The sequence below is a fragment of the Ferribacterium limneticum genome, from assembly GCF_020510585.1.
Taxonomy (GTDB): Bacteria; Pseudomonadota; Gammaproteobacteria; order Burkholderiales; family Rhodocyclaceae; genus Azonexus.
Window position 1 is genome coordinate 956,054 of sequence record NZ_CP075190.1, and the last position, 25,206, is coordinate 981,259.

Annotated in this window: 20 protein-coding genes; 7 read left to right on the forward strand and 13 right to left on the reverse strand. The window is 54.9% G+C overall.

Translation table 11 applies throughout. The features are described from left to right. Nucleotides 1-48 precede the first annotated feature (48 nt). From KI613_RS04575 to drmD, 4 genes are read right to left on the reverse strand one after another with little or no spacing between them, the layout of a single operon-like run. Complete coding sequence (locus tag KI613_RS04575; RefSeq protein WP_226404026.1) at nucleotides 49-1,836, reverse strand: hypothetical protein; 1,788 nt, start codon at nucleotides 1,834-1,836, stop codon at nucleotides 49-51. Next, the gene (locus tag KI613_RS04580) at nucleotides 1,836-6,215 is read right to left on the reverse strand and encodes an Eco57I restriction-modification methylase domain-containing protein (protein WP_226404027.1); all 4,380 of its coding nucleotides are present in this window, start codon (nucleotides 6,213-6,215) and stop codon (nucleotides 1,836-1,838) included. Before KI613_RS04580 ends, KI613_RS04575 begins: the two co-directional genes overlap by 1 nt. Continuing rightward, nucleotides 6,212-8,233: a DUF2075 domain-containing protein gene (locus tag KI613_RS04585; protein ID WP_226404028.1), complete on the reverse strand. Its 2,022-nt coding sequence runs from the start codon at nucleotides 8,231-8,233 to the stop codon at nucleotides 6,212-6,214. The genes KI613_RS04580 and KI613_RS04585 overlap by 4 nt, the downstream gene beginning before the upstream one ends. Further along, nucleotides 8,230-11,361, reverse strand: a complete 3,132-nt coding sequence (gene drmD, locus KI613_RS04590; protein WP_226404029.1) for a DISARM system SNF2-like helicase DrmD — start codon at nucleotides 11,359-11,361, stop codon at nucleotides 8,230-8,232. The genes KI613_RS04585 and drmD overlap by 4 nt, the downstream gene beginning before the upstream one ends. A 139-nt stretch (nucleotides 11,362-11,500) precedes the next feature. Between drmD and KI613_RS04595 the strand changes: the two genes are divergently transcribed. Beyond that, entirely contained in the window at nucleotides 11,501-12,637 is a 1,137-nt protein-coding gene (locus KI613_RS04595) for a DNA cytosine methyltransferase (protein WP_226404030.1), read from the forward strand. Here KI613_RS04595 and KI613_RS21355 read toward each other — a convergent pair. Beyond that, a complete protein-coding gene (locus tag KI613_RS21355; protein WP_226404031.1) occupies nucleotides 12,519-12,938 on the reverse strand; it encodes a very short patch repair endonuclease in 420 nt (139 codons plus the stop codon). The two genes, KI613_RS04595 and KI613_RS21355, sit on opposite strands and share 119 nt — an antisense overlap. A gap of 312 nt (nucleotides 12,939-13,250) precedes the next feature. On the opposite strand from KI613_RS21355, the gene KI613_RS04605 reads away from it, so the two are divergent. Together KI613_RS04605 and KI613_RS04610 are read left to right on the forward strand one after the other, a co-directional pair. After that, a complete protein-coding gene (locus tag KI613_RS04605) occupies nucleotides 13,251-13,646 on the forward strand; it encodes a hypothetical protein (RefSeq protein WP_226404032.1) in 396 nt (131 codons plus the stop codon). Between the two features lie 8 nt (nucleotides 13,647-13,654). Then, entirely contained in the window at nucleotides 13,655-14,053 is a 399-nt protein-coding gene (locus KI613_RS04610) for a hypothetical protein (protein WP_226404033.1), read from the forward strand. 287 nt (nucleotides 14,054-14,340) lie between these two features. Here KI613_RS04610 and KI613_RS04615 read toward each other — a convergent pair whose 3' ends face one another. The 6 genes from KI613_RS04615 to KI613_RS04640 all read right to left on the reverse strand — a co-directional run bounded on the left by KI613_RS04615 (nucleotide 14,341) and on the right by KI613_RS04640 (nucleotide 18,947). Then, entirely contained in the window at nucleotides 14,341-15,156 is an 816-nt protein-coding gene (locus tag KI613_RS04615) for a GSU2403 family nucleotidyltransferase fold protein (RefSeq protein WP_226404034.1), read from the reverse strand. Beyond that, entirely contained in the window at nucleotides 15,157-16,311 is a 1,155-nt protein-coding gene (locus KI613_RS04620; protein ID WP_226404035.1) for a restriction endonuclease, read from the reverse strand. Nucleotides 16,312-16,417: 106 nt separating this feature from the next. After that, entirely contained in the window at nucleotides 16,418-17,464 is a 1,047-nt protein-coding gene (locus KI613_RS04625) for a hypothetical protein (protein WP_226404036.1), read from the reverse strand. A 201-nt stretch (nucleotides 17,465-17,665) separates the two neighbouring features. Then, nucleotides 17,666-18,310, reverse strand: a complete 645-nt coding sequence (locus KI613_RS04630) for a hypothetical protein (protein ID WP_226404037.1) — start codon at nucleotides 18,308-18,310, stop codon at nucleotides 17,666-17,668. After that, entirely contained in the window at nucleotides 18,310-18,735 is a 426-nt protein-coding gene (locus tag KI613_RS04635) for a hypothetical protein (RefSeq protein ID WP_226404038.1), read from the reverse strand. The genes KI613_RS04630 and KI613_RS04635 overlap by 1 nt, the downstream gene beginning before the upstream one ends. Further along, nucleotides 18,732-18,947 (reverse strand): helix-turn-helix transcriptional regulator, encoded by a 216-nt coding sequence (locus KI613_RS04640; protein WP_226404039.1) that lies wholly within the window; start codon nucleotides 18,945-18,947, stop codon nucleotides 18,732-18,734. The genes KI613_RS04635 and KI613_RS04640 overlap by 4 nt, the downstream gene beginning before the upstream one ends. 208 nt (nucleotides 18,948-19,155) lie before the next feature. On the opposite strand from KI613_RS04640, the gene KI613_RS21360 reads away from it, so the two are divergent. Further along, on the forward strand, nucleotides 19,156-20,046 hold the full coding sequence (locus KI613_RS21360) for a hypothetical protein (protein WP_404827004.1): 891 nt from the start codon (nucleotides 19,156-19,158) through the stop codon (nucleotides 20,044-20,046). Here KI613_RS21360 and KI613_RS21365 read toward each other — a convergent pair whose 3' ends face one another. Continuing rightward, nucleotides 20,047-20,262, reverse strand: a complete 216-nt coding sequence (locus KI613_RS21365; RefSeq protein ID WP_226404041.1) for a helix-turn-helix domain-containing protein — start codon at nucleotides 20,260-20,262, stop codon at nucleotides 20,047-20,049. A gap of 310 nt (nucleotides 20,263-20,572) precedes the next feature. Here KI613_RS21365 and KI613_RS04655 point away from each other — a divergent pair, with 310 nt between their 5' ends. The 3 genes from KI613_RS04655 to KI613_RS04665 all read left to right on the forward strand — a co-directional run bounded on the left by KI613_RS04655 (nucleotide 20,573) and on the right by KI613_RS04665 (nucleotide 23,873). Next, nucleotides 20,573-21,736, forward strand: coding sequence for an ATP-binding protein (locus KI613_RS04655; protein ID WP_226404042.1), 1,164 nt, complete (start codon nucleotides 20,573-20,575; stop codon nucleotides 21,734-21,736). 211 nt (nucleotides 21,737-21,947) lie between these two features. Next, entirely contained in the window at nucleotides 21,948-22,853 is a 906-nt protein-coding gene (locus KI613_RS04660; protein WP_226404043.1) for an OST-HTH/LOTUS domain-containing protein, read from the forward strand. After that, a protein-coding gene (locus KI613_RS04665) for an IS3 family transposase (RefSeq protein WP_226399398.1) occupies nucleotides 22,753-23,873 on the forward strand; the annotation gives its coding sequence in 2 pieces (ribosomal slippage) (nucleotides 22,753-22,999 and nucleotides 22,999-23,873; 1,122 coding nt in all). The genes KI613_RS04660 and KI613_RS04665 overlap by 101 nt, the downstream gene beginning before the upstream one ends. A gap of 130 nt (nucleotides 23,874-24,003) precedes the next feature. Here KI613_RS04665 and KI613_RS04670 read toward each other — a convergent pair. Then, nucleotides 24,004-25,128 (reverse strand): M48 family metalloprotease, encoded by a 1,125-nt coding sequence (locus tag KI613_RS04670; RefSeq protein WP_226404044.1) that lies wholly within the window; start codon nucleotides 25,126-25,128, stop codon nucleotides 24,004-24,006. Nucleotides 25,129-25,206 lie beyond the last annotated feature (78 nt).

A 25,206-nucleotide genomic window follows, 5' to 3' on the forward strand; every position in this document is an offset into this window, starting at 1 on the left:
TTTTTTCGTAGCAAAGAATGTTGCCGCCTAATCATCACCCATTCACTTTCAGGCTTTGGCATCATCATGTTTCTTTTCGCTCGCAGGCAGTTGCTCTAGTATCTTGGCGATTTTCATTGCTGCACTTGCAGAATTCGCAATCAGTGTTTGCCCCTGATGTAGTGCAGGGCTCACTCCGTCAATGTCCGCCAGCTTCATCGCTTCAGCTAACTCGCTCCCCGGCAAATGTGCGTCGGCAAGTCGAAGCTGATAAGTGCCAACCAGCGGTGTAAGCGCAAGGCGCGCATCTTCTGGAGCGCACACCGTTGCAAGAACCTTCTCAAGCGATTTGAGTGAGCCCCACTTCTCGTTCTTTGGTGGTGCAGCGATCTCTTGTAGCGCGGCAATGTCAATACTGTCAGCCGTTAGCCGTGCTATGTCCTTCGCCAACGCGAATAGCCCCTTTTCGTTGGTCGACCGAAAGCGATGGATGCGACTCAACACTTCATTGCGGTATGGGTGCTCACGAAACAGTGATTTGCCTCGTATTGCCAAAAAGATCTCATCCATACGAGCCAGTGCTTGAACAAGAGCGGCTTCGGGCGAGGTGGTATCCGATGGTTGTGCCCGCATCTGCGAAGCAAGCAGTTCCTCTGAAACGCCGCCCTCTGGTGTGACGTTGAAGCCTGCCCAGACTCTCTGTTGCCAATCTGGCAATAGGCCGATGTCCTTGGCGTACACATTGACGAGGCCAATTGAGTTGACGCCAAAGTGCACGCCGTAGTCGGGTGAGCAGCTGACTGAGCCCGTGTCCCGGGTGTACCACCCCAAATGCCCGCCGCGATACTCAAGGAGCGCGCTTATTATTTCTGCCCGGAACCACAACCAACGGCTTTCCTTCGTGAGGGTCTCCTTCGACTCGCGCGTGCCCGCTGGATCGGTTATGAAAAACACCGAGCCAGGAACATCATCTCTACGAATCCGAGCGCTGTATTTACCGGGATTGATCCACTCGTCTCGCCAATATTCGCCTTCAACGACGAATAGTTTTCGCTCTTCACGCTTGAACGTCCAGGACCGTCCTTCGGTTACATCGTCCGTAGGGAAGCCGAACACGGGCACATCTTCGCTTGGATCAACGTCAGTTCGAGAAACATGAAACACCGCTGTTTCCGCCCCAAATGGCATGCCGCCTTCGTGGATCTCATATGTGCGCCCCTCCCAGCGTGCGCCTTCAATGCCTTCATGCTTTGGGTTCTCCGCCCAATCAATATGCGCGATGTCTTCGACAACCTCCTCACGGTTCCAGTAGGCGGTTACGAGCAATCCCATGTCTCGTGCACAAAGGTAGTCAAGCAGAAATTCCGCCTTTGCCTCCATCAGGAATGGCCGCTCGTCTGGGTGCCGATGGAGGCGAACCACTTCCGTGTATCCCTCATTCGGGCATATCCAACGATCACCATCCCTCATGAGTTCGAGGGCAATCACGAAGTCTTGGTGCAAATGCCAGACGCGTTGCTCGTCGCCATTCAAACGTTGTTCAAGCACCAGTGAAAAGCCAATCTGCTCGCCTCGGCTGTACTCATACACGTCGGCTGGTATGTAGCGCCCATCGTCGACACAAGGCCGGTGTTCATGGCTGATGCCAACATCCGACCAACCAAGCTTGGTCGCCTTTCCCTTCAAATCAACAGGTACGGCCAGCGAACCCGCGCCAAAAAACTCTTCCTTGAATCCAGGGTGGCCACGCTTTCCTTCCTCACAGATTGGTTGAACTGCTCTTAGAGGTATCCAGGCTGATGAAGCAAATTTTCGACGGCAGATTTCAGCCATCTCGAACCACGCTTGGGGCATCATTATGCGGTCCCCCCTGTATCTGTCGCTCGGTACCGTGCCCCGCGCTTCTCGCCTTGGCGTTCGACTCTGCCGCCTGCGATCAGGTCTGCGATCCCGGCGTTCCACTGGCCATCCGTGATGCCGGTGGCGCCGAGGATGTCGGTCTTGGCGTGCCAGCCTACGTTTGTGCTCAGGTACTTGGTGATTGCATGGGCCGGACCTGCTTGGTAGTTGGCCCGAGGCTCGGCGGCTATGGGGTAAGAGTTTTCGTTGGCGGAGATGGCATCGAAGTCGAATGACGGCTGGGATGAAGATGCGCTTTTTGTGCGCGGTGCGCGTTTGGCCGTGTGAGTAGCTTTGCTGCCGTGCAGCCCTTGCGCGACTTCTTCCTCGTATCGCTGGCGGTTCAGTTTCGACAGCCTGCGCAGCACTTCGAGGCGCGCTGCTTCCGAGATAGTGAAGCGGACGCGGTCGTTCTCCGGCAAGTATGGCACTTCGTGGAAGCCGTGCTCAAGGTTGAGGTCATCCCAGCCGTAGGCGCGCGCAACAGTAGCATCCATTTCTCGCTGCGATGCGCGCAGCCCTTCGATGCGAGGATCGCGCTCGGTGGCGGTATGGAAGCGGTTGTAGAGCTTTGTGAGGCCGATGCCGTCCTCGACCATCAGAGTGGAACGTAACTGATGTAAATGTGCCCCTTGCTCCTGAGGCTCGTTATGAGGATGATCAGGAAACGGAAATGTTTCGAACGCATTGCCGATAGAGTATTTCAGTCGCGTCTCTAGCCGGGAGCTATGAAGGCGCGCCCAGACATCATGCAGAGAGGACTGACAGATTGCAAAAGACCCTCCATTCCGGAATACGTCTGCCCGATCCGACATGATGGAGTCATTGCTGATAAGGACAAACGATAGGTACTTAGTTACCTCACTGCACACCATGACTCTGTTTGTTTGACTGTTTTCGGAACTCGATCCCTCGGGGTGCCGTTCGAAATGATGGCCACGACCGATGGCGTGAAACAACCCAACACGGCGTCCCTCATAGAGCCACCATTCATCTCTTAGCGGTTCGGCACAAACATAGTGTCCGTCGTCACGTAACCGGAACCGGTCAGGCTTGACTCGCTCTTCGATACATTCCCAAGGAAGTCGATATTCTTGTGCGCGTTTCTGCGGCCAGTCCCAGAAATTGATTGCCCAGCGACTCGGACGTTGCTCGGGATCTGAATTGAGATCATCGCCGTTGATATACGGGAAGATCACATCAGCGTTCTTCGGATCGGCATCAAGCATTCGACACGCTTCGTCGGACGAAAGAATGAATCCCAAGCTGCGCGTGATGCACCCCTGAAAAGCAAGACCCGCATTGGCTCTCAGTCGCTTCGGACTCCATTCCTCACGATTGGACAGGAAGGCCGATATGAACGAAACCGGTTGTCCAAGCAGTGAGCGTTCCCCCGACCATTCGCCCTTGTGGACATGCACCCGACTGGTGACGACCGCCGCCTTTCCGGGCCAAGGCTCGTTCGGGTGGGCCGCATGGATGATGGCACCCGCGCCAACCATCGCTTCCAACCCGACCTGCCGTGTGTCGCCTTCCGCAATGGTGTTGACCGCGAGCAGCCCGAAACCGCCGCCCTCGCGCAGCAGGCTCCATGCACGCAGGAAGAAATAGGCGACCAAATCTGCCGAGCCGCGACGCCCCTCGGCGATGTGTGCGACCAGCCAGTCGCGGAAGGCTGTGCCCGCGACGCCGGTGATGCGCTGCCCGCCAAGAAAAGGCGGATTGCCGACCATACCGTCGAAACCACCGCGCTCGCTCACGAACACCTCGGGGAACTCTAGCGGCCAATGGAAAGGCCGACGCGCGGGCTTGTCGGCGGGCTGATCGGTCGAAAGCGCGCAGACCAATCTCCGGCGCATTGAGGCGCACACGTCGCGGTCGCCGTCGATGGCTTGTCCGGCTTGGATGGTGAGCGAGGTCAGCGTGTTCTCCAGCCCCGCACTATTGCCGCCCGATGCGAACACCTCGCCGATGAACGAATCGGCAATGCTTTCCGGCACTTCGAGCCTGCGGCGCGCGTCGGCGTCCAGATGCGCCATCACTTCCACATCGCGGATGTCGCGGATCGGGATCTCGCGCAATCGTTGCCGCAGTTCGATGGCCTCGCGCACCGTCCGCTCAATGTTCTGGCCGAATAAGCGTAGCTGGCCTTGACCCGTGGGGTTCATCGAAAGCTGGGTGAGTTGATCCAGTCGATGGATACCCAGAAGACTGTCACCGCAGCGCAAGTTGTGATCAAGGAAGCCAAATGGGCGCCCCTTGGCCAGCGTCACTAGCCAGATCGAGAGCTTTGCCAGTTCGACTGCAAGCGGGTTCAAATCGACGCCGTACAGGCAGCGCTCGGCAATGAGACGACGCGCGATCACCGTGCGTGCTTCGCCGTCGCGGGGCAGAGGTTCCTTGGCGGCTCGGGCATCCAGAACTTCACCATCCACGCTCACGGTTTTGCACGAGGCCTCGACTTGTGACCAAGCTTCAACAAGGCGATTCGACAGCCAACGGCAAGCCTGCACCAGAAAGGCTCCCGAGCCCATGGCAGGGTCGCAAATCTTGAGGTCAAGCAGTTCAGTGGGGGATTTCAGTGCCCATTGCTCGCGCGGCGTTCCCTCCGCTGGGCCAATGTAGACCACCGGCGTGAGGGTTTCGGCAACGATCGCTTCGGTCAGCGATTTCGGTGTGTAGTGGGTGCCGGTTTCACGTCGGTCGGAACCGGTGGTGACGATGAAGGCACCGGCAGGATAGACCAGCGGATAGCCCCACGGATCGGTGCGCAGCAGATGGGCATAGGGCTTGACGCGATCGCGAAGCTCAGTGTCGCCTTGGCAAGCCGTCAGCAGGCGGTCAGCCAAGGTGTCGTCGACGGGTTTGGCCAGATCATTGCGCACCCGGCTGGCAGAGCTGCCAGAGCGTTCTTGCAGCAACTCGGCCAGTCGCGCGGCACCATCCAATCGCGCTGAATCCAGCTCGGCCAACTTGACCCAGGGCGTTTTCGCGCTCTTGGTGGCATCCAGTTCCAGCGTGACTTCATCGGTACGCTTGACGGTGCGTTCAAGCAGCCCCTCGTACACGTAGCCGATCTGTTCGACATCCAGTGCACGGTAAGACAGCGTGCGGCCCTGGAATTGCTGAATAGCCTCCAGCAACAGCAGCACGGTGCGGTTGTCGATGGGCAGTGGCTTGGCTGCATCGCTGCGCCAGTTCGATCCTTTTGCGCGACCTTCGAGGAAAGGAAAGCGGTCTGGATCAAACAGTGAGCCGCCCAAGGCTGGCAGGCGCAGGTTTTCGTGCTCAATGCCGCCGAACACGGCGCGGAAGGTCGACAGCAGGCGCGACCAGGCATCCCAGCGGCGCTCCAGAATTTCCTCGGACTCTTTGCGCAACTGCATGCGCAAGGTGGAAAGCGCGTAATTGGCTTCGTAGCGCTCGTCGCCCATCAGGAGCAGGCCACGCTCCTCTGCTGAGAGCAGGAACACCAAACGCATCATCACCGTCAGCGCGGCTTCATACAGCTCGGGTTCTTTGACGTCGTGCAGGAGCTCTCGATTGCGGTCCTGATCGGCTTTGTCGAGTGTTTGGATCAATACTTCGACGGCACGGCGTACTTGCTCGCCAAGGGCGTCGGTGACTTCGTCCTGGAACTTCAGAGAGCGATCGAACAGCGCGGGCAGTTGTTCGGATTCGTCGACAAAGAAACGACGAATGCCGAGAAGGTGCACGAATGCCTGCAGCGTGATGGGTTCTTGGCTCCAGATGCGGGCATACCAACTGGCAAAGGTGGTGACGGCCCCCACCGGGGCATCTACCAGCATCCAGCGCTCGCCGTTGGTCACCAAACCGAGTCGACAACCCAGCGAACGGCACAAAGCAACCATGCGCTCGGCGGGGGTGGCGACCCAGCCGTCTTGCTTCAGAGTGGCATCAAGGTCGGCATCCTGCGCATAGGATTGGATCAGGAGTAGCGCCTTGTTGGCGCGTTGCTCATCAATCACCGCAAGATCAGGCGACAGTGTCACTCCGTGTTCGGGCAAGCTGGCTTGGAGGTTGGCGGCGCACCAGCCGGCGCGCTTGAGGACGTTGCCTTTACCGTCTTCGTCGAGCTCAAGGCTACGCGATAGCACCTCTTCGATCCACGCACCGTGCAATTCGGCGAACTGGGCGTCTTCCAGCTCCAGCGCTTCGAGCCACTCCTCGTAGGCTTGGCGCAGACGTTTGCGTTTGGTTCCGTTAAGTTCTTCCAACCCTTGTGGAAAGGCTTCCTTCAGAACGGGAACTGCGAGGAAAGGGCCGGAGATCTCGATCAGCGACAGCCAATCGTTGTGATGGTTGTCTTGGCTCATGGCTGACCTCCTTCGAAATCTTGTTGAAGCTCAGGAACGCCTGCGGCCAATAACAGTTGCGCGGTGCGTTCGAATCTGGCCGGATCAAGGGTCGGGTCGTCTGCGTTGCCAGGCGGAATCCAGATGACCATACCGAGACGCGCGCGGGTGAGCAGAACTCGATAGCGATTGCACACATAGGTCCGTTCAGCATCACCACGCACCTGTTGCCACACGCTGCCGCGAAATTTTCGGTACTCCCAGCCGCCCTGCTCCGAGGGGGTCAGGTCGCCCCCCCAGCACAATCCCACCCAGTCGAGCTCAAGCCCTTGGCATTCGAACTCGGACGCTGCGACTTCAAGGGAATGACTCGAACGGACATCTGTGGGGGGCATGAGAAACCATTTCTCAAACGAGTAATCCTGCCGAAAGGCGCTAGAGCGCTCAAGGCCATAGGCTCGTAGGCGTTGATCCTCTGACGTGGCGATCAAGCCGGCGCGCTGCCCGTTTTCCGGTTCGCTCCTGGCCCGCAGCCACGCCTTGGCGACTTGGAGATCACGAGTGAAATGGAGTGGGAACTCCCGGCGATCGGGTAAGAGCGACTGTGCCCGCTCAGCATCAAGGGTGAGCAGTGCATCGACACATTCCGCCAGTCGTTGAGCACGAAAACTCCGCACCCCGACACTCAGGTGAGCCAAGTCCTCTGGCCGAAACTCTATACCAGGAGGAACGCCGTCGCCAAACAGGCGGTGCCCGGATACGCTCGCCCCTCCAGAGACGACCTCAGGTGAAGCGACGACTCGCCAATGGGGGCGATCTGCCACAGCGCGCCCCCATTCCTCTAGTCCGGCCTCACCGAGAAAGATCTCTTGCCCACCCCCGACGAGGGCGATGATTACAGCCCATCCGTTCAACCGATCCATCACGTCGAAGAGTTCGGCGGCCTCCGAAGTGTCCACGCCTTGCTTGCGCTTCATCTGCTTACGGTCCCATGCGCGTTGGGCTTCATCGAAGACGACGACATGCTCGTGTGGCAGTGCCGAGGGGTTCTCGCGGTGGTAGCGTAAAAACTGGTGGACGTTCTGGATGAAGGTCGAGACCTCGTGAGCACTATCCTGGCGCCGACGGCCAGCACGCTGTTGACTCAGCACCAAGGCCTCGCGCACAACCTTGACTAGGGGGCCGTTGCCAGACAAGAAGATGGCACAAGGGCCGTTCTCTGCACGAAGAGAAGGATCGTGAACGACATTCAGCCCAGTCAGCGTCTTGCCTGCACCCGGCACGCCAGTTATGAAGCACACATAGCGTCGGTTCAACGTTCTCGCTTCTCTGATCACTTCCGCCAGCAGGTCCGTCGTTGCGTCCAAGTTACTGGCGTAGCTGTGGCTGATCTCGCGAACGTCGTGGTTTTCGTAGAGGCGTTCGGCCGCTTCGATGACCGATAGAGTGGGACGATATGGTGCGTCGCTCCAGGTGTCGGCGTCAATGGACGGTTTGGCGGAATCGTGTTGTGCCGAGAAGGCGGACAACAGTACAGCGGTCAAATCGCTGGCGTTCGCGAGCCGCATTGGTGCAACACACGAACACGACATTGAACTCAAGCACGTGACACTTGGTGCGGTCGTGGAACAAAGCACTGGTACGATCGCGCGTTCGGCACTGCCGCTATGGAAGTCACGAAGGTTCAAGCAGTAGTTTTCTACTTGCCAGCGGGCCGAGGCATCATGAGATGGAGAGCCGATCTTGAACTCGACCACTAGGATCACATCCTCGGCGAGGAAGATTGCATCCGGACGTTTCTGTCGGCGTGGCAGCTCATACTCCAGGATCAAATGCCAGTCCTTGGCCGCCTCGTGCCGTTCGATCAGTTCGTGTGCGCAATGTTTCAAAAGTGTGATCTGGGTCTTCCAGGTCTCGATCTGAGTCGTGCGTGTGCTCTGGATGCCTGTCGAGGCAACTGAGTCGGTGAGCTCGCCAAGTAGCAGGGTTTCATCCGCACCCAAGAATCTGGATAGCGTGTATCGAACCCCTCGACTCATCTCGTTATTCCCTCAGGCACGAGGAAGATCACGGCGACTGGGAAGGTGCGGTCGTTGAGTTTGGCGTAGCGCGTTTCGATGGCTTGGGCCTCCTGCATGCGTTCGGCTGGAATGCGGACAAGACGGGCTTCTAATGCGGCGGTGTCGCGCCTGAGCTGTGTTCGTTCGTCTTCCGAGAACAGAGAAAGCTGCGCCGGTTGTTGATCTTCTTTTAGTTCGGCTTGAATGGCTTTTTCAAGCTCATCAAGCACGGTTTCAATGTCGGCCACTTCCTTCTGCTTGCGGGATTGAAGGGTGTTGGTCAGGAACTTGAGTCGGTCTTTTGATCGGGCGTCGACCGACTGCAGGATGGCACTTTGCGCGCAGTCGAAGCGGACGCGGATGGCATCGAACAGAGAGTCTGCGGCCGTCAGTGATTTGGCCTGCTCCAGCCATTGCTGGATTTTGGTGACGCCTTCTTCTCGGCGGAAGGATTTATCCCCCAGATAGCCCCCGGCGACCGTCAGCTCTTCGTGGAGGCGATGATGGTTGCCGCCGGTGACGACCAGCCGCGAGATTACGACCACGGCAGGGCCGTCGATCAGTGCGTCCGGCACCGAACGCACGGTGACACGATGCAGCTTCTTCACGTCGTCCTGAGCCCAGACCTCAGCACGCAGCAAGCGCAGGCACATCTGGACCAGCCGGTGGTTCAAGTGAACCAGCACCACGTCGTCACGACCGGTGGCTACGGCGTGATCGAATGTGATCGGCCGGACTTGCAGTTTGTGCGGGTGGCGCAGCCCTTCGAGGCAACGCGCCCACGAGCCCGACAGCGCGGGTATCTTGAATACGGTGCCCGCAGGGGCGTCAGCCAAGGCAAAAGGCTCAAGCGGTGGGCGGCCTGCTAACACGAGGCCCGTCTTGACCGCCATGAGGATGCGTTCTGGCGTGAGGTGCAAATCCTGCTGCGTGCTGAGGAGTCGTTCGTGCAGTTTGGCGACTCGGTCTTTCAGTTCGCGCTCTGCGCGCACAAAGCGTCTGGCCTTGGCGATTTTGGCTTCGGCCAAGCGGGTGTCGAGGTCCTTGAGCGAGCCTTCGATCAGCCCCGACATCTGTGGCGCGATGACTGGGTTGACGCTGCCCATGTCCGCCCGCATGGATTCAAGTTTGCGCAGCGCCCGGATGATGTCGTCACCGTGACCGCCAATGGTTGCTTTTCCCTGTTCGCCGCCATCGACAGGGTGCCAGATCAATACTTCCTTCTGGCGCTGACCGTGCCGGTCGATACGGCCATTGCGCTGCTCCATCACATTGGGGTTGTAAGGAATCTCCAGATGGATGAGGCAGTTACAGTGGTTCTGCAAGTCGATACCTTCAGATGCAGCATCGGTGGCCAGCAGGATGCGCACCGCTGAATCCTTGGGCGAGGTTTGGAAGGCCGCCTTGACCTTCTCGCGCTCATCTTGCGGCATACCACCATGCAGGATGGCCAGTCGATCGCCACCGAAACCGTGGCTGGCGAGGATCTCGTGCATCCACTGGTGGGTGGTGCGGTATTCGGTGAACAAGATGACCCGACGCTCGCTCCACTGGCCATTGGTCTTGAGATTGGTAGCGAGCCAGTCGAGGATCGCTTTGGCTTTGGCGTCGACCTGGTTTTTGGCCGTCTGCGCCCACGACCGCAGCTCGTTCAGCATCTGTTGCTGGTCTGCTGTCAGCGGTTGCGCGCAGCGTGAGGCCTCTTCGACGGCTTCGGACTGGGCGTTTTCGACCTCCAGGTCGTTGGCGTAGTCTTCTTCCACCCGCAGAATAGCTTTGCGCAAAATGCGGTCGGCCATCGCATCTTTGTCTTTACGTTGGCTGCCATTGGCCAGGCTGGAAATGTGCTTTTCCAGGGTGGATGCGAATGAGGCGGGAGAAGAGAATAGCCGCTTCTTGAGCAATTGGTTGACGAACGACGTGCCGAAAACATTGCCGACCTTTTCGGCATCCTGCTCGCGGCTCGCGCAGTAATCGTTCAACTTCTGGTGAATGGCGCGCTCTTGTGCTGAATACGAGGCCAGCAGCGCTTGCAGCTTGCGCTGCGCATAGAGGGGTTTGCCCTCCGCATCGACCAGGTCGCTTTTGAGGCGGCGGATCATCACCTGACTCAACTGCTTTTCATCGGGTAGGATGTTTCGGGCGAAACGCTGGTCGTCCAGGAGCTCCAGCAGCGAAGTGAAGGATTCGGTGTAGCCGTTGTGGGGAGTGGCTGTCAGAAACAGGCGATGTTGGAAGTGCGGACTGATCAAACGAATGAATCGTGTCCGCTGGCTCTCAAGCGCGTAATTGGCTCCGGCAGCGGGGGCGATGTTGTGCGCTTCGTCGACTACCAGCATGTCGAACTTGCGTAGGTGGTTGGTGCGCGCGGGAAGAGCATCGCGCATGGCGCGCAGTCCTTCGCCGCTTTTGACCCAATCCATGGATGCGATCAGGCGTGGATGCGAAGTCCAGGGGTTGGCGTGGATGCCACGCTCTCGGCGTAATTGCTTGATGTATTCCGTGTCGACGACTCTGAAGTCGAGGCCGAACTTTTCCAGCATCTCGACGCGCCACTTCTCTTGCAGCGATGCGGGGCAAACGATCAATACGGTGCGGGCACGGTGCCGTAGCAACATCTCTTGAATGACAAGCCCGGCTTCGATTGTCTTTCCAAGACCGACGTCGTCGGCAATGAGAAGGTTGACGCGAGCCATGTCGATGGCTCGAACCAAAGGGTCAAGCTGGAAATCCTCAATGCTGACACCGCTGCGGAATGGCGCCTGCAGAAAGCCTCGGTCGGCATTGGTTGCCGCGCCCCAGCGAACTGCATCAAGGAAGGCTTCCAGTGTGTCTGAATCGTCCTGCCCCGAAATTGATGGCAGGCCTGCACGTTCTATCACTTGAGCACCTGGCTCAATTTCCCATACGACTTCAAGTGTCTCGCCAAGGCCGTCCTCATCAATGGAGGAGAGGGTTACCAAATTCTGGATGGTATTTGTGCCCACTAATGCTGAGGTAGAAACTTCGGCAACGACCCACTGGCGCCTACGGACTTCCACCAGTTGTCCAGGCTCGGGCGCTGCTGACATGTGTGTCGTGCTTTCTGGGTTTGGGATAACGTTCATCGATATTGTTCTTCTTGTCAGGCCAGGATTTATGGCGAAATTTGCATTTTGAATAAATTGGCGGAAATGTTACCCGGAAATATATGGATCAGGTGTTGCCCCTCGATGTCGGCCGCTGAACCTTGTAGAATTCGCATCAATGAAAAATACGATTATCGAATCAGTCGACTTATTTTGCGGCGCAGGCGGGCTGACTGCCGGGCTTCGCTCAGCCGGAGTGAAGGTTAAGGCTGGCTACGATATCGATGCTGCCTGCAAATATGCATTCGAGCACAACAACGACGCCACCTTCGTGTGCAAAGACGTTGGTGTTGTCTCTACCGACGAAATTGAAAAATGGTATTCAGGCAATCCTGTGCGCCTCCTTGCAGGATGCGCGCCCTGCCAGCCATTTTCCTCGTACAACCAAGGACGCGATACCCGACTGGATCGGAAATGGCCGCTGCTATATCAGTTCGCACGACTAATTCGAGAAATTAGGCCTGAGCTGGTTACGATGGAGAATGTGCCTGATGTTACGAAACATGCTGTTTACAATGATTTCGTAGCAGAGCTTAGTAAACAAGGTTATGAGGTCTGGTCTGGAACAGTTGCTTGCGTGGACTATGGATTGCCACAACAACGTCGTCGACACGTCTTGCTGGCTTCGTTACTCGGCAATATCTCGTTGATTCCCCCAACTCACTCAGGTAGTCACCTGACAGTTAAAGATGCGCTTGGATCTTTGGCGCCGATCGAAGCCGGAATGGTTGATGCGCATGACCCGTTGCACCGTGCTGCTCGCTTGAGTCCGATAAATCAGCAACGCATTCGACTTTCTCGACCAGGTGGAACCTGGAAAGACTGGCCTGAAGAGTTGCGGGCCGATTGTCACCGTAAGCAGAGTGGGAAAACATATCCTAGCGTGTATGGCCGGATGAGTTGGAACGCCCCATCTCCTACGATGACCACGCTCTGCTATGGATTTGGAAATGGGCGATTTGGCCATCCAGAACAACACCGGGCTATTTCGTTACGAGAGGCTGCGATTCTCCAATCTTTCCCGAAGGAATATCGATTTGTTCCGCTCGATAAAAATATTGAGTTTCGTAGTGTTGGGCGGATGATCGGCAATGCAGTGCCTGTCCGTCTTGGTGAGGTGATTGGCGAGAGTCTGATCAGTCATGTTCGGCAAGCGCTTGCCGATGAGCAGGAAAATACTGCAAAAGACGCCTGCTCAGTGTCTCGTGATTCCTTGTCTCGCATTCCCAAAGAACCAGAACATTCCAACCCATAGCTTCGAGTTGTTGTGTGTTTCGAGTATCACGTTCGATATTGGCTTTGAATTTTGATAGCCAATAATCTTGGTTCGTCTTCGGCGTAGAGGCGAGATGGCATGCTTCATGGCGATGCCAGAAGCAGCCATGAACGAAAATTGCAGTCCTAAACTTCGGAAGAACAATATCCGGGCTGCCAGGAAGGTCCTTACGGTACAGGCGAAACCGGAGGCCAAAGGAATGCAACACTCGACGGACTAGCAGCTCTGGCGTAGTGTTTTCGCGTCTGACTGATCGCATAATTTCGCTGCGGCTCTTCATCGAACGAGGCTCGTATTGGATGCTTGGGATGAGTAGTTTGCCGAGGTATAAGGATGTGCGTCTAACGCTCAGATTGAGGTATAGGCTACCACCAGCATGTCTCGATTCTTATAGGACTTCGCCGTTCAGTTTTCTGAACAATATAAGAGGAACTTGACCACCAGGAGGCAACTTTTGCGCTGGCTGTTCATCAATAACGTGCATTCCAAGTGATTTATACTTGGGTATTAGTTGTTTCCTGAGTGCTTAAGTCAGAACTCACTATAACTATGTCAGGTAGCCCATTAACTTGACCATAGAGGAGTTCTGACCATGACTGCAAACCTGACCCATCGCACCACCGTTGCCGACTTCATCGCTGACCGTCTCGCCGAGTGCGATAAGACGCAACGCGAGATCGCCGAAGAATGCGGCTTCGAGAAAGCCAACATCATCACGATGTTCAAGAATGGCTCGACGAAGGTGCCGCTCAATCGAATTGGGCTGCTCGCAAAAGCGATCGGTGCCGATCCTGCCCATCTGCTTCGTCTCGTGATGCAGGAGTATTTGCCTGATACCTGGGATGCGATTGAAGATATTTTGCAAAGCACCGTGCTGACCGCCAATGAGCTCGACCTGGTTCGCAAGTTTCGCGAAGTGACCGGCGACAACGACGCGGTGCCCATCGTCATTGATCGTGACGCGCTGGTCGCTATCGTCGCTGCGTGAGGTCGATCATGGGTAAGAAAAAAGAGAGTAGCACTGTCGTCATCCGTATGTTTTCACGTTGTGAAGACTCTGCTTGGGAGCCTCTGTCTATCCGGAAGGGGAGCTCGTTTATGTTTGGCAAAACAGCTGCCTTGTCCTGGGCAAATCACCAGGTTGAGATCGCAGTCGCCTATGTTGATTTTGAACCTAACCCGCCGAGACTGCTTTCCGCATCCCTGTCGGTTTGGAGGTTTGACGGCAACGGTATGGTGAATGATGAACATGCCAGCAACGAAATCAATCGCAAACTCGATATGGCACCCAGTGGCTCTAAGCAACGGTTGGCGCAGCTTGGCGGCCATGATCTTGATGCCGTCTGTTCTCTTCTCGGCGCAATTCCCGGCGAGGGCTACCCTCGAAAGGAATAAGTGAAGGACTGCGTGGCATCGAGACGAAAGTGGAGCGCAACGGGAAATATCGTTTTCGAGGTGTTCGAGGCAGCAGCGCTGATTAGGAAATGAATCCTACTGCCTCGAGTGACCTGACGTTGCCTGTATAAGAGTTGGCGAACTCTGGCCCGGAATGAGGAACGCAGTACCTTGAGCGGGCCTCATTCCTTATAGGACTTCGCTTCTCCGCGAGAAGGAAAATAATAGGAATTTGGTCTGGCTAGGTGTCACTTAGGGGTAACAACCATCAACCTTTGACGATGGCTTTATGCGAAGAGGATTTGCTCGAATGCCAGTTGGCAGGTCTGTTGTATCTGCGCTGGGTCGAGCTTGCGGTCCTGTGGGATGCGAGCTGCGCTCCGGATGACATCAGTGACGCTCTCGAAACTGGACTTGCTTAACTCAAGCACGCGATCGCTCAGCTTGTCCCCTAGTTCGGGCTTAATAACGCCATTCCAGGTCTTGTTGAACTCCTCCAGCAACGTGCCGAATAGCTCGATCGTGTCGTAGATGTAAAGGATGTCCTTGGCTTGTTTCTCTGGCGGGCGATCTTTTTGGATCAGAAATTTCTGGACCATGAAGCAGAGCGGATTCGCTACCTGAATGTCGATTGGCGACTTCAAGGGTATTCCGTGTTGTGGTTCCAGTTTGATGGTCCACGGATGCACGAGAAGAATGTCTAGGTGTCGGATCTTTTGAGCAGATATCCCAGCTTTGGACAATGTGGCGTCGCGGGAGCCGTCACGCTTGAATTCACGGCCACCTAGCGGTGTTAGGAATTCAGCGTAGAAGCCACTGCTATCGTCGCCGAGGGTGTAATGTGCGACGGGAGGTCTATATTCGCCGGTCAGATCTTCCTTGAATCCATGTTCAAGCAGGGCATCCTTGATGTTGCCTTCAATCGGTTCCGAGTTTGCGAAGGCCAAGTCAGTATCGCGAGTAAACACTGGCTGGTATTGGAGCTGGTTTGCGCGAGGGTCGAATCGATGCAGGCGATGCGCCCAACCTCCGATAAAGACCAGCTTTCCACGCCATGGATCAAGGGCCTGGATCAGTTTTGCCAGAGGTTCTAAATCGTTCATTTAGTATCCGTTCTCAATAATCGGGCGAAGCACTTTTTGATAGATCAGCTCAGCCTGTTCTTCACCCCGCGATGGGTGATTGGCGACATCCAGCCACACCTGGATCACATCTGAGACGATCAAACCGTCCTCCTGGTGTACGGCGCCCCTGAATGCCGATTTTGGTGACAGTGCTTGCCGGACGATGAGGTCAGGCTTCTCTGAAGGAGAGGCTGCTACCAGTGCTCTCCATTTTTTGTCATCAGGGCGAGGTAGCTTGGGCACATAGATATATGGAGGAACGCCGCTGACATGTCCGAGGCGCAATGCATCCGCTGCTGCGAATAGCCCAAGACATGCCTCTCCTTCATGCTTCACAAGAAGGCTCTCTATTTGCTGTTCCACAGGGCCGCGAATGAGGAACTTCATTGGTAGTTCCGGTGAGGGGCGCATCGCTGCCGAACGCCACCGACGGAAGAGATCTTGTCGACGTACAAGAACGAGATAGCGGGAGGAGTCGTCCAGATACCCTTCGCTGCGTAGCTGCTGCAGGAAGCGGGAGGCGCTCATGGGGGATACCTTGGCGGCCTCGGCGAACTCGGAACCGCTTTGATACCGCTGTCTTGGTGCGTGTAGCAGGTGGTCGGGTATATTCGGGGCCAGTAGCACTTTCAGCATCCATTGGTTCAGATCCGAGAAGATATTGACCGGCTGATTCGATGGGGCGCTTCCATACCATCGCGGTTCCTCTGGGGCGGCATTCAGCTCCTCAAGTCCCGCCCCCCTGAAGTATCTAAGCCCATTCTTGGAGACGAGGCCAACAGCTACATTCGGTGCGTATTGCTCAACAAACGAACCGACTTGCTTCGATAGGGATTGGGATGCGTTCTCTACAGAAATCACTGCCAAGGGTTGTGCATTGCCTGCATCGAGGGCATTTGCTTGTGCTTGCAGGATGGCCTGCGATAGCAGGGGGATTACGCGATCGGCCCGTCCTTCCGCCAGTGCCTTGATCTCCACGGCAAAGCGCTGCGGCCCCCTTCGCACAAGTAAATCGAGACGTCTGTTTCCGTATTTCGGCGAACGGTCGACGTCCCAGCCGTTGGCCTCGAATAGATTGGCAACGAGAGCTTCCGCGTTCTGACTTCTACTTTGGGGTGATTCGGAGGGGCGCATTTTGATGATTCCTGATATCTACCATGGCCATTATAGATATCGTGGCCAAGATATCAACCGTGGCCGTGGTAGATATCTTGGCCGTGATATGTATTTGGCGCTTGCTTCAATAGGTCAGCTCGTCGATCCAGTCATGATAGCGATGGGCGACCGCCATAGGGACAGGGATACGCACCAGGGAGTCGCGCAGCTCGTTGAGTGCGGTTCCGACCAAGATGTTCGCTTCGCTGTCCGGCTGCAGCTTGACCTGTCCATTGCCGGTCCACTGGGCTCCCCAGCGATACCAAGGATCGGGCGGGATACCACGGCCGCCGATGGACTCAGCCTTCTTGTAGTCGGCTGCGATCGAGAACATCGGTGCCAGGTAGGAGCGCAGATTCTTCGCAAAGTGCGGCAACATCCCCAAGCGATCAAGCCCGGCCTTGGCGGGTCCAGAGTCCTGGAGGCGCGCTTCCATACGGACCCAGGGTTGGCCGACCGACTGGCCATCGTTGATGGTTTTCACGTAGAGAGCCATCTGGTCAGAGCATTCCGGGCTCTCCCAGATGATTTGCGTGTCCGGCATCGGCGATCCGAGCGCATCTTTCCGGTAGCGGTTGGATGCCTTCACAAAACGCTTTCTAAGGGCCTTCCTTAGCCGCTGGTGACGTTGCGGAAAAAGGCAATGCCGGAGTTGCTCCTTCAATTCGTCGAGCCGCCAGAGGTCGTTGGAGCCGTCGGGGAGCTTTGCATCGATGGCGAACTCGATCCGCATGATCTTGGAGTTCCAGAACGTTTCGATAAGCACCTTCAGATCGCGAAGGCTGGGATCGTGGATGGCAAGACAAGGGCGACCGTAACGGGATTTCCCGTAACGGCTAGAGGGAATGCTGAGCGTGCCATCCTTGATCTGCTGACGCAGGACCGCGATCCTGCCGGCGCTGGTGTCGTGCTCGTGACAAGTAAAGGTAATTGCGTCGATTTTTGCCTTCAGACGTTTGAAGGGCGTGAAATCAACCTTCGTGTGATCGCTATCTGCAATCGCAGGAAGAGGCACTGTGCTCGGCGAAGCCTCGCTCGGCATGCCCGTGTAGGAGAAGGAGAGCGGGCGGGCAAAAACGAAGTGCGGCGACGGATTTTTCCTTGTGTGTTGGTACTGCATAGAAGTGTTCATGGTGAATGTCTCCACGTGGGCCAACACAGCCAATCTGCTTGCGCAGACCGGCTGGTATTGGTGGTGTTGTGTATTGGAGAAGAAGAAGTAAGGAGGGGATTGAGACCTGTACCCTATATGGGAAATCTGGATTGCTCAGAATCCCCGGCCGCACATGCACTCGCCTAGATGCGGCCCTCGCCCCCCTCTTTTTTCTGCTAACTAGCCTCGGATGGCTTCTTCAGCCTCTTCAAGCTGCTCGAAGAGGGTTTCGCTCAGGCATTTTGCTTCTTCAGCAGAATCAAATGCGCGTTCGGCGTGCTCGCTGATAATGTTCAGCAAGGCGCGAACCTCTTTCTCGGTCGGCGGACCGTCTGCCTTGAAAACTCGGAATGCCATCGCGAGGGTCAAAAGGGCATTGGCTGCATCATCGTGGCCGGAAGCCAGTTTCCCAATTTCACAAGCAAGGTTGTAGGCCTCATCCCTGTTGAGGCGAATTTCAATCTTGTTGGCAGAGCAGTTGTTCTTGAAGATTTCTCCGAGACGTTCGAATACCGGGTTGCAGCGCTTTTCCGAGGGAGCTGTCGTAGCCATCTTGCTCTTTTCGAAGAACTCATCGACTCGATTTTCAATTTCTTTCTCAGAAAGCTTGCCCTTGGCATAGCTCATTGCAAAGTGCTCAAGGTGGTCGGAGTTGAAGTAGATGTCATCAAACTGAGGGTCGCAACGAATTACGGGGGATCCAGAGGTTTGTCCATGGATGTTCTGAGCAAGGAACATCGGCCAACTATTTTTCTCGGTCGGGAAAATGGTCGCCAGAAGCGCTGCACTTTCAGAGAATCCAAGCATTGCGTCGTATCCAGTCATCAGTTTTCCTCCTTCACGGTTTGAGCCTTGAGCGTTCCTTGGTGGGTATTGTTTGTCCTGTCGCCGAGCAACTCGTCGAGTTCATCATCCGAGGCGGCGCCCGGGGGGGTATGACTCGGCTGATCCCAGTGAAGGTATTCGAGGCATGCGTTGACGTCGTCGAGCATTTGCTCGGCAGATTCAGCGGCTCCCGAATAATCCGAAGCGATTTGATAGATGCGTTGCAATGCATGGGCTTTGTTGCCACGCCCAACTGCCATTTGCTCGATCACCCTGATGGCGGATTCAGTTGCCTTCAGGTGCGTATGGATGATCAAGAGACGACTCAGCAACTCGGCGTATTCCGGGCTCGAATTGGAAAAGCAATCAGCCTCGTCCATCACATGCGTCAGCAGCGGCGATGCGATGTAGGTGTTGTCAATCATTGCAGCACCTCCCCGCCGTAGGTGTTGCGTTCGATGAAGGCATCCAGATCGCTCTGGCGATATTTCACGTGACGACCGATCTTGATCAGCGGCAGGGAATACCTTTTATTTGTCCACCAGCAAGCAAGCGTCTGCGGTGCCAGGCCCAGGTAGATTGCTGCTTCCTTACGAGAGAGCAGGCGGTCGGTAGTGTTAGGATTTTGGTAAGTCATTACTGACTCCTTTCTGAAGTTGAGATGAAGCGCTGGGCCCGGCGCGGAGCGAATCTTGCAACGCCTAAATTCGGATTTGGGGGCCGTGAAGGAGTCGTGAGTCCATTTGTCCAAATGCTCGTAGAAATACCTATTTGAGATTGATTTGCTGCTTATGAAATTTCCGGTTCAAGCTGAACTTGTAGTACGGCAACGCTTTGCCGAGGCCATGGCTACTGATCGACCAAAGAAGGAAGTGCAGGACGAACTTGGGATAGCGGAGTCCACGTTCTACAAGTGGAGGCAGCGATGGCTTCAGTATGGAAATGGTTGGGTGAGGGGGGAGCCAATTACCAAGGCAGTGCATTTGCCAATGACTACTGGCAGGACATCAAGAAGGGAAATTTTGGATCTGTGTTTAGCGATGCCGACGTCGAGTGCACGTAGCATTTCTAAGCAATTACATTCAGATCGATTGAAGCTCGTAGCACCGTCGACCATCAGTAATTTGCTAATAGAATCGAAGCTGAATACTCGGCAGTTGCGAGCAGAAGAGTTACATCGGCGCTATCTGCGAGGGGGCACACTCTCCCAGATTCAAAGAGATCTCGTTCGAAAATGTGTCGATCCAACCATTGCTTGGAAGGGCGACGTCGCGACCCGCTCTGGACGGATTCTTGCGCAAGGAATTGTAAGAACACACCGGGCTAGTCCCCTCGGTGTGACGCCACTCTATGTGGTCGTCGACACATTTGATCGGCGGGCCTTCGCAATGTTTCCGGCGGAGCGGGGGCCTAGTGGCCAGATCGAGTGTCTGAAACGAGCGATTGATGAATTCGGCTGCGATTTGAAGGACGTTCTTGCTGTGTTCTCTGATCCAAGTGACGAATACATGTCGTGTGGCGAAGCTAGTTCCTATCATCGATTCTTGCTTAAGAACAAAATTGCTCACCGGATACATCCCACAACCGGGAACAAGAGGAATCCGATGGCTTGGCAGGTATGGCGATCACTCAAGCCTTTTCTGTTCGCGGAGAATCGACATCTTTGCGAGCTTCATAAGGACGAGCCCGCTCGACTCAACTCTCTAGTGGCAGAATTCTTGGCTAAAGCTCGGTGATCATGGACCCACAAGCCTCGGGAAGGAGACATCGAGCAACCAAGCCGCACGAGCGTAGTAGCCGATCTGAACAGTTGGAGCGCCTTGCTCCATTTTGACTATGGTTGGCAGTGACATTTCGGCGATGACAGAGAAGTCGCGTTGTGAATAGCCTCGCTCCTTCCGGGTACGCGCAAGTTGCGCGCCAAGAATATGGAGAGCAGCTTGGACTTCCAAGGGGAGAGGGGATATCTCGAAGGCGCGTTTTTTGGCATGATCAATCTAAATTGAACAAATCGGCCAAATTGTTCAATTTAGATTGATCAAATGGCGCTAGGGAGAGCTCTTGTGTGCGGCAGGCCGGGGGCTGATCCTCTGGTTTCGTGGTGCACGATAACGCCGCAGAAGCATTGAAAGCCACTGTGCCGAGCGTTCAAGGTGAGTTCATATAATTGGTATATAGTTGTCTATAAATATCTATATTTCGCATCGCTCGGGTTTCTATAATCACTCTATAATCTGTCTATAGTTTCCTATAGGTGCTCTCATGTCAAACGCTCAGGTTCTTTTTCAGCGGCCAGAACTGGCGAACCGTTTCGCAAAGCAGATTCTTGTCATTGGTGTGGGTAGCGCAGCCAGTTCAGGTGTGTTTCTCGCAGCACCCAGGCGCACCGGAAAGTCTACATTTGTTCGAGAGGATCTACGTCCAGCACTAGAGGCAGAGGGTGCCTTGGTGGTGTACGCAGATCTTTGGGCAAACCCGACAGCTGATCCTGGCAATGTGATCGTGAATGCCATCCGAGGAACCTTGGCTAGCAATGATGGGGTTGTATTGCGGCTAGCCAAGAGTGCTGGCCTGGATAAGGTCAAAGTTGGCAGTGTTTCGTTCGACCTGGATCGTGTTGGTCTCGGCAAGGATGTATCCCTCACCGAGGCACTGGTTGCCTTATCTGATGAAACCAAGAAAATCATTGTCCTGGTAATTGATGAAGCCCAGCATGCGATCACAACCGAGGCTGGGGTATCGGCGCTCTTTGCATTGAAAGCTGCGCGCGATGAACTGAACAGCAGTCAACATCATGGGCTGCGCGTTGTGTGCACTGGTTCCAATCGAGACAAGCTGGCGATGCTGCGCAACAGTAAAGACCAGGCTTTCTTTGGGGCGCCGTTGGTTAATTTTCCGATGCTCGGCAAGGACTACATCGAATGGTTTTGCAAAGAGGTGGATTTGCCGTTTCAACTGGACCCGAAGCAAGTCTTGCCCTTGTTCGTGGAAGCTGGGTATCGACCGGAAGTGATCGGCGCCGCAGCAGATCGCTTTCGGTTCGACTTTGAAATCGACGTTGAAACGGGGGCCGACAAGTTTGCCGAGGAGGTTCGACGGCTGACTGATGAGATGAATCAGGTGCAATTGGGCGTTATTCATAGCCTCACGCCGATACAGTCTTCCGTGTTACGAGTCATGGCCGCTGCAAGGGAGAATTACGCGCCATTTGAGGCCGCTACCTTGGAAAAGTACCGGAAGGCCATGACTCAGGCAGGTCTTTCTGTTGATGATGCTAAGGCTGATGTGCCTGGCGTGCAGCAGGCGCTGATTGCGCTTCAGGAAAAGAAACTGGTTTGGAAAGCAGCTCGAGGTGTGTATGCCATCGAAGAGCAGAGCATTTTCGATCTGCTAAAGGCTAGTGGCCAACTTGACGGACTTGAATGAGAAAATTGGTCGGTAGATTTCCTGCCAATAGTCCGTTTTCCAAGTTTTTGCACACCTTGCGTAGGTGGGATGCTTCGGTGTGGTTACGAGTCTGGAAGCGTTCCGCCAGTCATATTGAAAATCGACGTCTATGAGTTCTTCTGATAACGAACCTTCGTTCGCCGCACACCAGAGATCTGTCCAGCGAAAGCTGGGCCGGTGTCTCATTCGCTTGCAACAGCTTGAGCTTCTGGTAAAGGCGCTCTGGATCGATTCAGAACACGAATCTGCCTTTGGGCAAGTTGAAGAAATACAGGCAGCCCAACTAAGGCGAAAAGAGTTTGTGTCCGATAAAACGCTCGGAACGGTCCTGAAATCATTTGTGGGTAGTTACATTGCGCCCGATTTAGGGAAAGACGCCGGCGATGGGGTTTCTGCCTCTGTTATCGATAAGAAGATGCTATTCCGCTACAAATCCAAAATCAGCATGGCGGAAGATGACTATGCGCGGACTGTTCAGGAATTCGAGGCGCTAGTCGCAATGCGAAATGATCTCGTGCATCACTTCATTGAGCGCTTCAATCTTTGGAGCGATGAAGGGTGTGAAGCTGCAGAAGCACATCTGAACTCGTGCGATCAGCAGATCGAGTCGCAACTGTCAATCATGCATGCTTGGGTAAAATCCCATCAAGAGGCTAGGGATCGAACACTCGCGTTGGTTAATAGCGATGACTTCCTTGTTTTTCTGAGCCATGGTGAACAATCGTGCCGACCCATCGACTGGGCTGATACGCCTATAGTAAAGATATTATTCGAGGCCGAGTCGAGGATTGCAAAAGATGGCTGGGTCTCTCTTGTTGATGCAATTAGCTGGATGGCTATCGAATACCCAAACGAAAAACCAATGCTCTATGGCTGTTCGAGATGGCGCCATTTGTTGCATGAAACTCAATTATTCGAAGTTTCTCGTGAGGTGCCCCCAATAAACAGTGCCACGGGGAATTTAGTAAAGTCCGTTTTCGAGAAGGAGAATGGACTTGAAGAAGCGGTTTTCAGAAGAGCAGATCATCGGTTTCTTGCAGCAGGCGGAAGCCGGAATACCGATCAAGGAGCTGTGCCGGCAACATGGCTTCAGTGACGGATCGTTCTACAACTGGCGAGCGAAGTTCGGCGGGATGACGGTTCCGGATGCCAAGAGGCTGAAGGAGCTCGAAGCCGAGAATGGCAAGCTCAAGCGGCTGCTGGCCGAATCGATCCTCGATGCGGAGGCGCTGAAAGCGGCTTTAGGCCGAAAACGCTGAGCCCCCAGCAAAAGCGTGAGGCAGTCATGGTGATGCAGGAATCGACGAAGATTTCCGAACGCCGTGCCTGCCAGCTGGTGGGTCTATCGCGCACGGTGCTGCACTACGCGTCAAAGGCGCAGCCAGAGAATGAGCAATTACAGGCCAGACTGGTCGAACTCGCCGGAGAGCGGCGCCGGTTCGGCTATCGGCGCCTGCACGCTCTGGTTCGACGGGAAGGTGTTGCGGTCAATCACAAACGACTCTATCGGCTCTACAGCGATGCCGGCCTGACGGTCAGGCGGCGCAAGAGGCGGCATGGTGTCGCGGTCGAACGGCAAGCACTTGAGCTGCCCTCGGGTCCGAACGAGGTCTGGTCGATGGATTTTGTCAGTGATGCCTTGGCCAGCGGCCGACGAATCAAGGTGCTGACCATCGTCGATGATTTCAGCAAGGAATCTGTCGATCTGGCAGTCGACTTCGGCATCTCGGGGCATTACGTCACGCGGGTGCTTGATCAGGCAGCCCGGTTCCGTGGCTACCCCAAGGCCATCCGGACCGACCAAGGGCCTGAATTTACCGGCAAGGCACTCGACCAGTGGGCTTGTCAGCATGGCGTTCAGCTCAAACTGATCCAGGCAGGCAAACCGACCCAGAATGCTTTCATCGAGAGCTTCAATGGCCGATTCCGGGACGAGTGTCTGAATGACCACTGGTTTACGAGTCTGGCTGAGGCTCGTATCCTGATCGCTGTCTGGCGCCGGGATTACAACCAGCACCGGCCCCACAGTGCGCTGGGTTACCAAACTCCGGCAGAGTTTGCGGCCAAGCATCGGACAACGCGTTCCGACCTGCCGGCCGTGGAAGAGTGTCTTTAGCAGTGCAACCCAAGGACTTTTACTAAAAGGCCCTTGGCACTAAATCCGGGGGCACCTCACTCGAGCGCTAATTGATTCCGCAAAAAATACAGTGACTCTGTTTCGCCGGAGGCTTAAATAGTAGCGCGATCTATTGATGAGTGTTTAAGTCTCGAAGTACTTCCGTAAAAACTGTTGCGAGGTCAAGAGAGATGGATTTTTCTTCCGTCGATAGGCCTATTAAGCTATTGACAATGTGCTTGATTCGTTGGGCGGCCGGCAAATGAGTCCCCGTTTGCGCTCCTCCGAGTTCAATGGCGTTAAGAAATATTGCTATGCCCGCGGCAACAATCGGGAATCCGAGGCCTTTATCTGTGCAAGCTTGGTAAGCGATTCGTGCACCTAGTTCATCTGCATCTAATTCAACTTGGTGGTCATTGAGTTTGGCATTCTGGTGGCGCAATAGAGCATGTGCGTACTCGTGCGCTGTTATGAATACTTCGCAACCAAAAGTCATTCCGGCGATAATTGAGCGTGCGATCGGCGGAATATCTGAGTTGGGGATGTAGCTCAGGTCAGAGCGTAAGTTATATGAGCTAAAAAAACTAACCCAAGCTTTTAGTGCCGCACTATCTTCGGAAAGGAGGGAGGCTTCAATTAATTTGTATTCCTCCCACTGTGCCCTCCAGCTCTCTAGGTTTTCTCCTTCCAATAAATTTGGTGGAATTGCCATCAAGATTGTAGAAATTATCCCGTGTATGTATGTTAGCAACCCCGATTCAAAAACTATAAAAACTTTCGAAGATTGATTTGGGGGGCGGATGGGTTCAGCGCATGCACTTACTTTTCCTGTTGGCGCACAACAAAATCCGCCATAGTTACTTTCATCAAGTTTGTGTTGTGAATCAATCGAAGGTAGTTGTTCTCGAATTGACTTTATTAGTTGAATGATTGTGATGTAACTCAGCGGGTCGTCAAATTGAGTAGGTAAGCTGACGTTGAATGCATTTGCGATCTCCGCTTTGTTGCAACCAAAGAGATGGGCAGCATCTGCTACGAACTCGGAGTCTGAAATCCGGTCAGTTAGATTAATTTCTCGAGTGGCATTTGCCCCCGGGAGTTGAAAGTATTTTTCGACAATGACTCGTTCAAGTTCTTTGTAGTACGGGTCAGACTCTGAAAGATGAGGGGGGCGTTTTGTGAATTGATCCATCGCTGCGCTTATCCATGAGGTGAAATAGTCGAATGTGCTAATTATGATTTTTTTCAGTGCCAAATGTAATTTCTCTCGTCACTTTAGTGTCGGATAGCACAAATGAGTAGTGTTTAGTTGCGCATAGTTCGGCTGATATGG

Excerpts from the sequence above, each read along its gene's own strand:
- KI613_RS04575 (WP_226404026.1), bottom strand. The coding sequence starts at position 1,836 with ATGATGCCCCAAGCGTGGTTCGAGATGGCTGAAATCTGCCGTCGAAAA.
- KI613_RS04580 (WP_226404027.1), bottom strand. The coding sequence starts at position 6,215 with ATGAGCCAAGACAACCATCACAACGATTGGCTGTCGCTGATCGAGATC.
- KI613_RS04585 (WP_226404028.1), bottom strand. The coding sequence starts at position 8,233 with ATGAGTCGAGGGGTTCGATACACGCTATCCAGATTCTTGGGTGCGGAT.
- drmD (WP_226404029.1), bottom strand. The coding sequence starts at position 11,361 with ATGAACGTTATCCCAAACCCAGAAAGCACGACACACATGTCAGCAGCG.
- KI613_RS04595 (WP_226404030.1), top strand. The coding sequence starts at position 11,501 with ATGAAAAATACGATTATCGAATCAGTCGACTTATTTTGCGGCGCAGGC.
- KI613_RS21355 (WP_226404031.1), bottom strand. The coding sequence starts at position 12,938 with ATGAAGAGCCGCAGCGAAATTATGCGATCAGTCAGACGCGAAAACACT.
- KI613_RS04605 (WP_226404032.1), top strand. The coding sequence starts at position 13,251 with ATGACTGCAAACCTGACCCATCGCACCACCGTTGCCGACTTCATCGCT.
- KI613_RS04610 (WP_226404033.1), top strand. The coding sequence starts at position 13,655 with ATGGGTAAGAAAAAAGAGAGTAGCACTGTCGTCATCCGTATGTTTTCA.
- KI613_RS04615 (WP_226404034.1), bottom strand. The coding sequence starts at position 15,156 with ATGAACGATTTAGAACCTCTGGCAAAACTGATCCAGGCCCTTGATCCA.
- KI613_RS04620 (WP_226404035.1), bottom strand. The coding sequence starts at position 16,311 with ATGCGCCCCTCCGAATCACCCCAAAGTAGAAGTCAGAACGCGGAAGCT.
- KI613_RS04625 (WP_226404036.1), bottom strand. The coding sequence starts at position 17,464 with ATGAACACTTCTATGCAGTACCAACACACAAGGAAAAATCCGTCGCCG.
- KI613_RS04630 (WP_226404037.1), bottom strand. The coding sequence starts at position 18,310 with ATGACTGGATACGACGCAATGCTTGGATTCTCTGAAAGTGCAGCGCTT.
- KI613_RS04635 (WP_226404038.1), bottom strand. The coding sequence starts at position 18,735 with ATGATTGACAACACCTACATCGCATCGCCGCTGCTGACGCATGTGATG.
- KI613_RS04640 (WP_226404039.1), bottom strand. The coding sequence starts at position 18,947 with ATGACTTACCAAAATCCTAACACTACCGACCGCCTGCTCTCTCGTAAG.
- KI613_RS21360 (WP_404827004.1), top strand. The coding sequence starts at position 19,156 with ATGGCTACTGATCGACCAAAGAAGGAAGTGCAGGACGAACTTGGGATA.
- KI613_RS04655 (WP_226404042.1), top strand. The coding sequence starts at position 20,573 with ATGTCAAACGCTCAGGTTCTTTTTCAGCGGCCAGAACTGGCGAACCGT.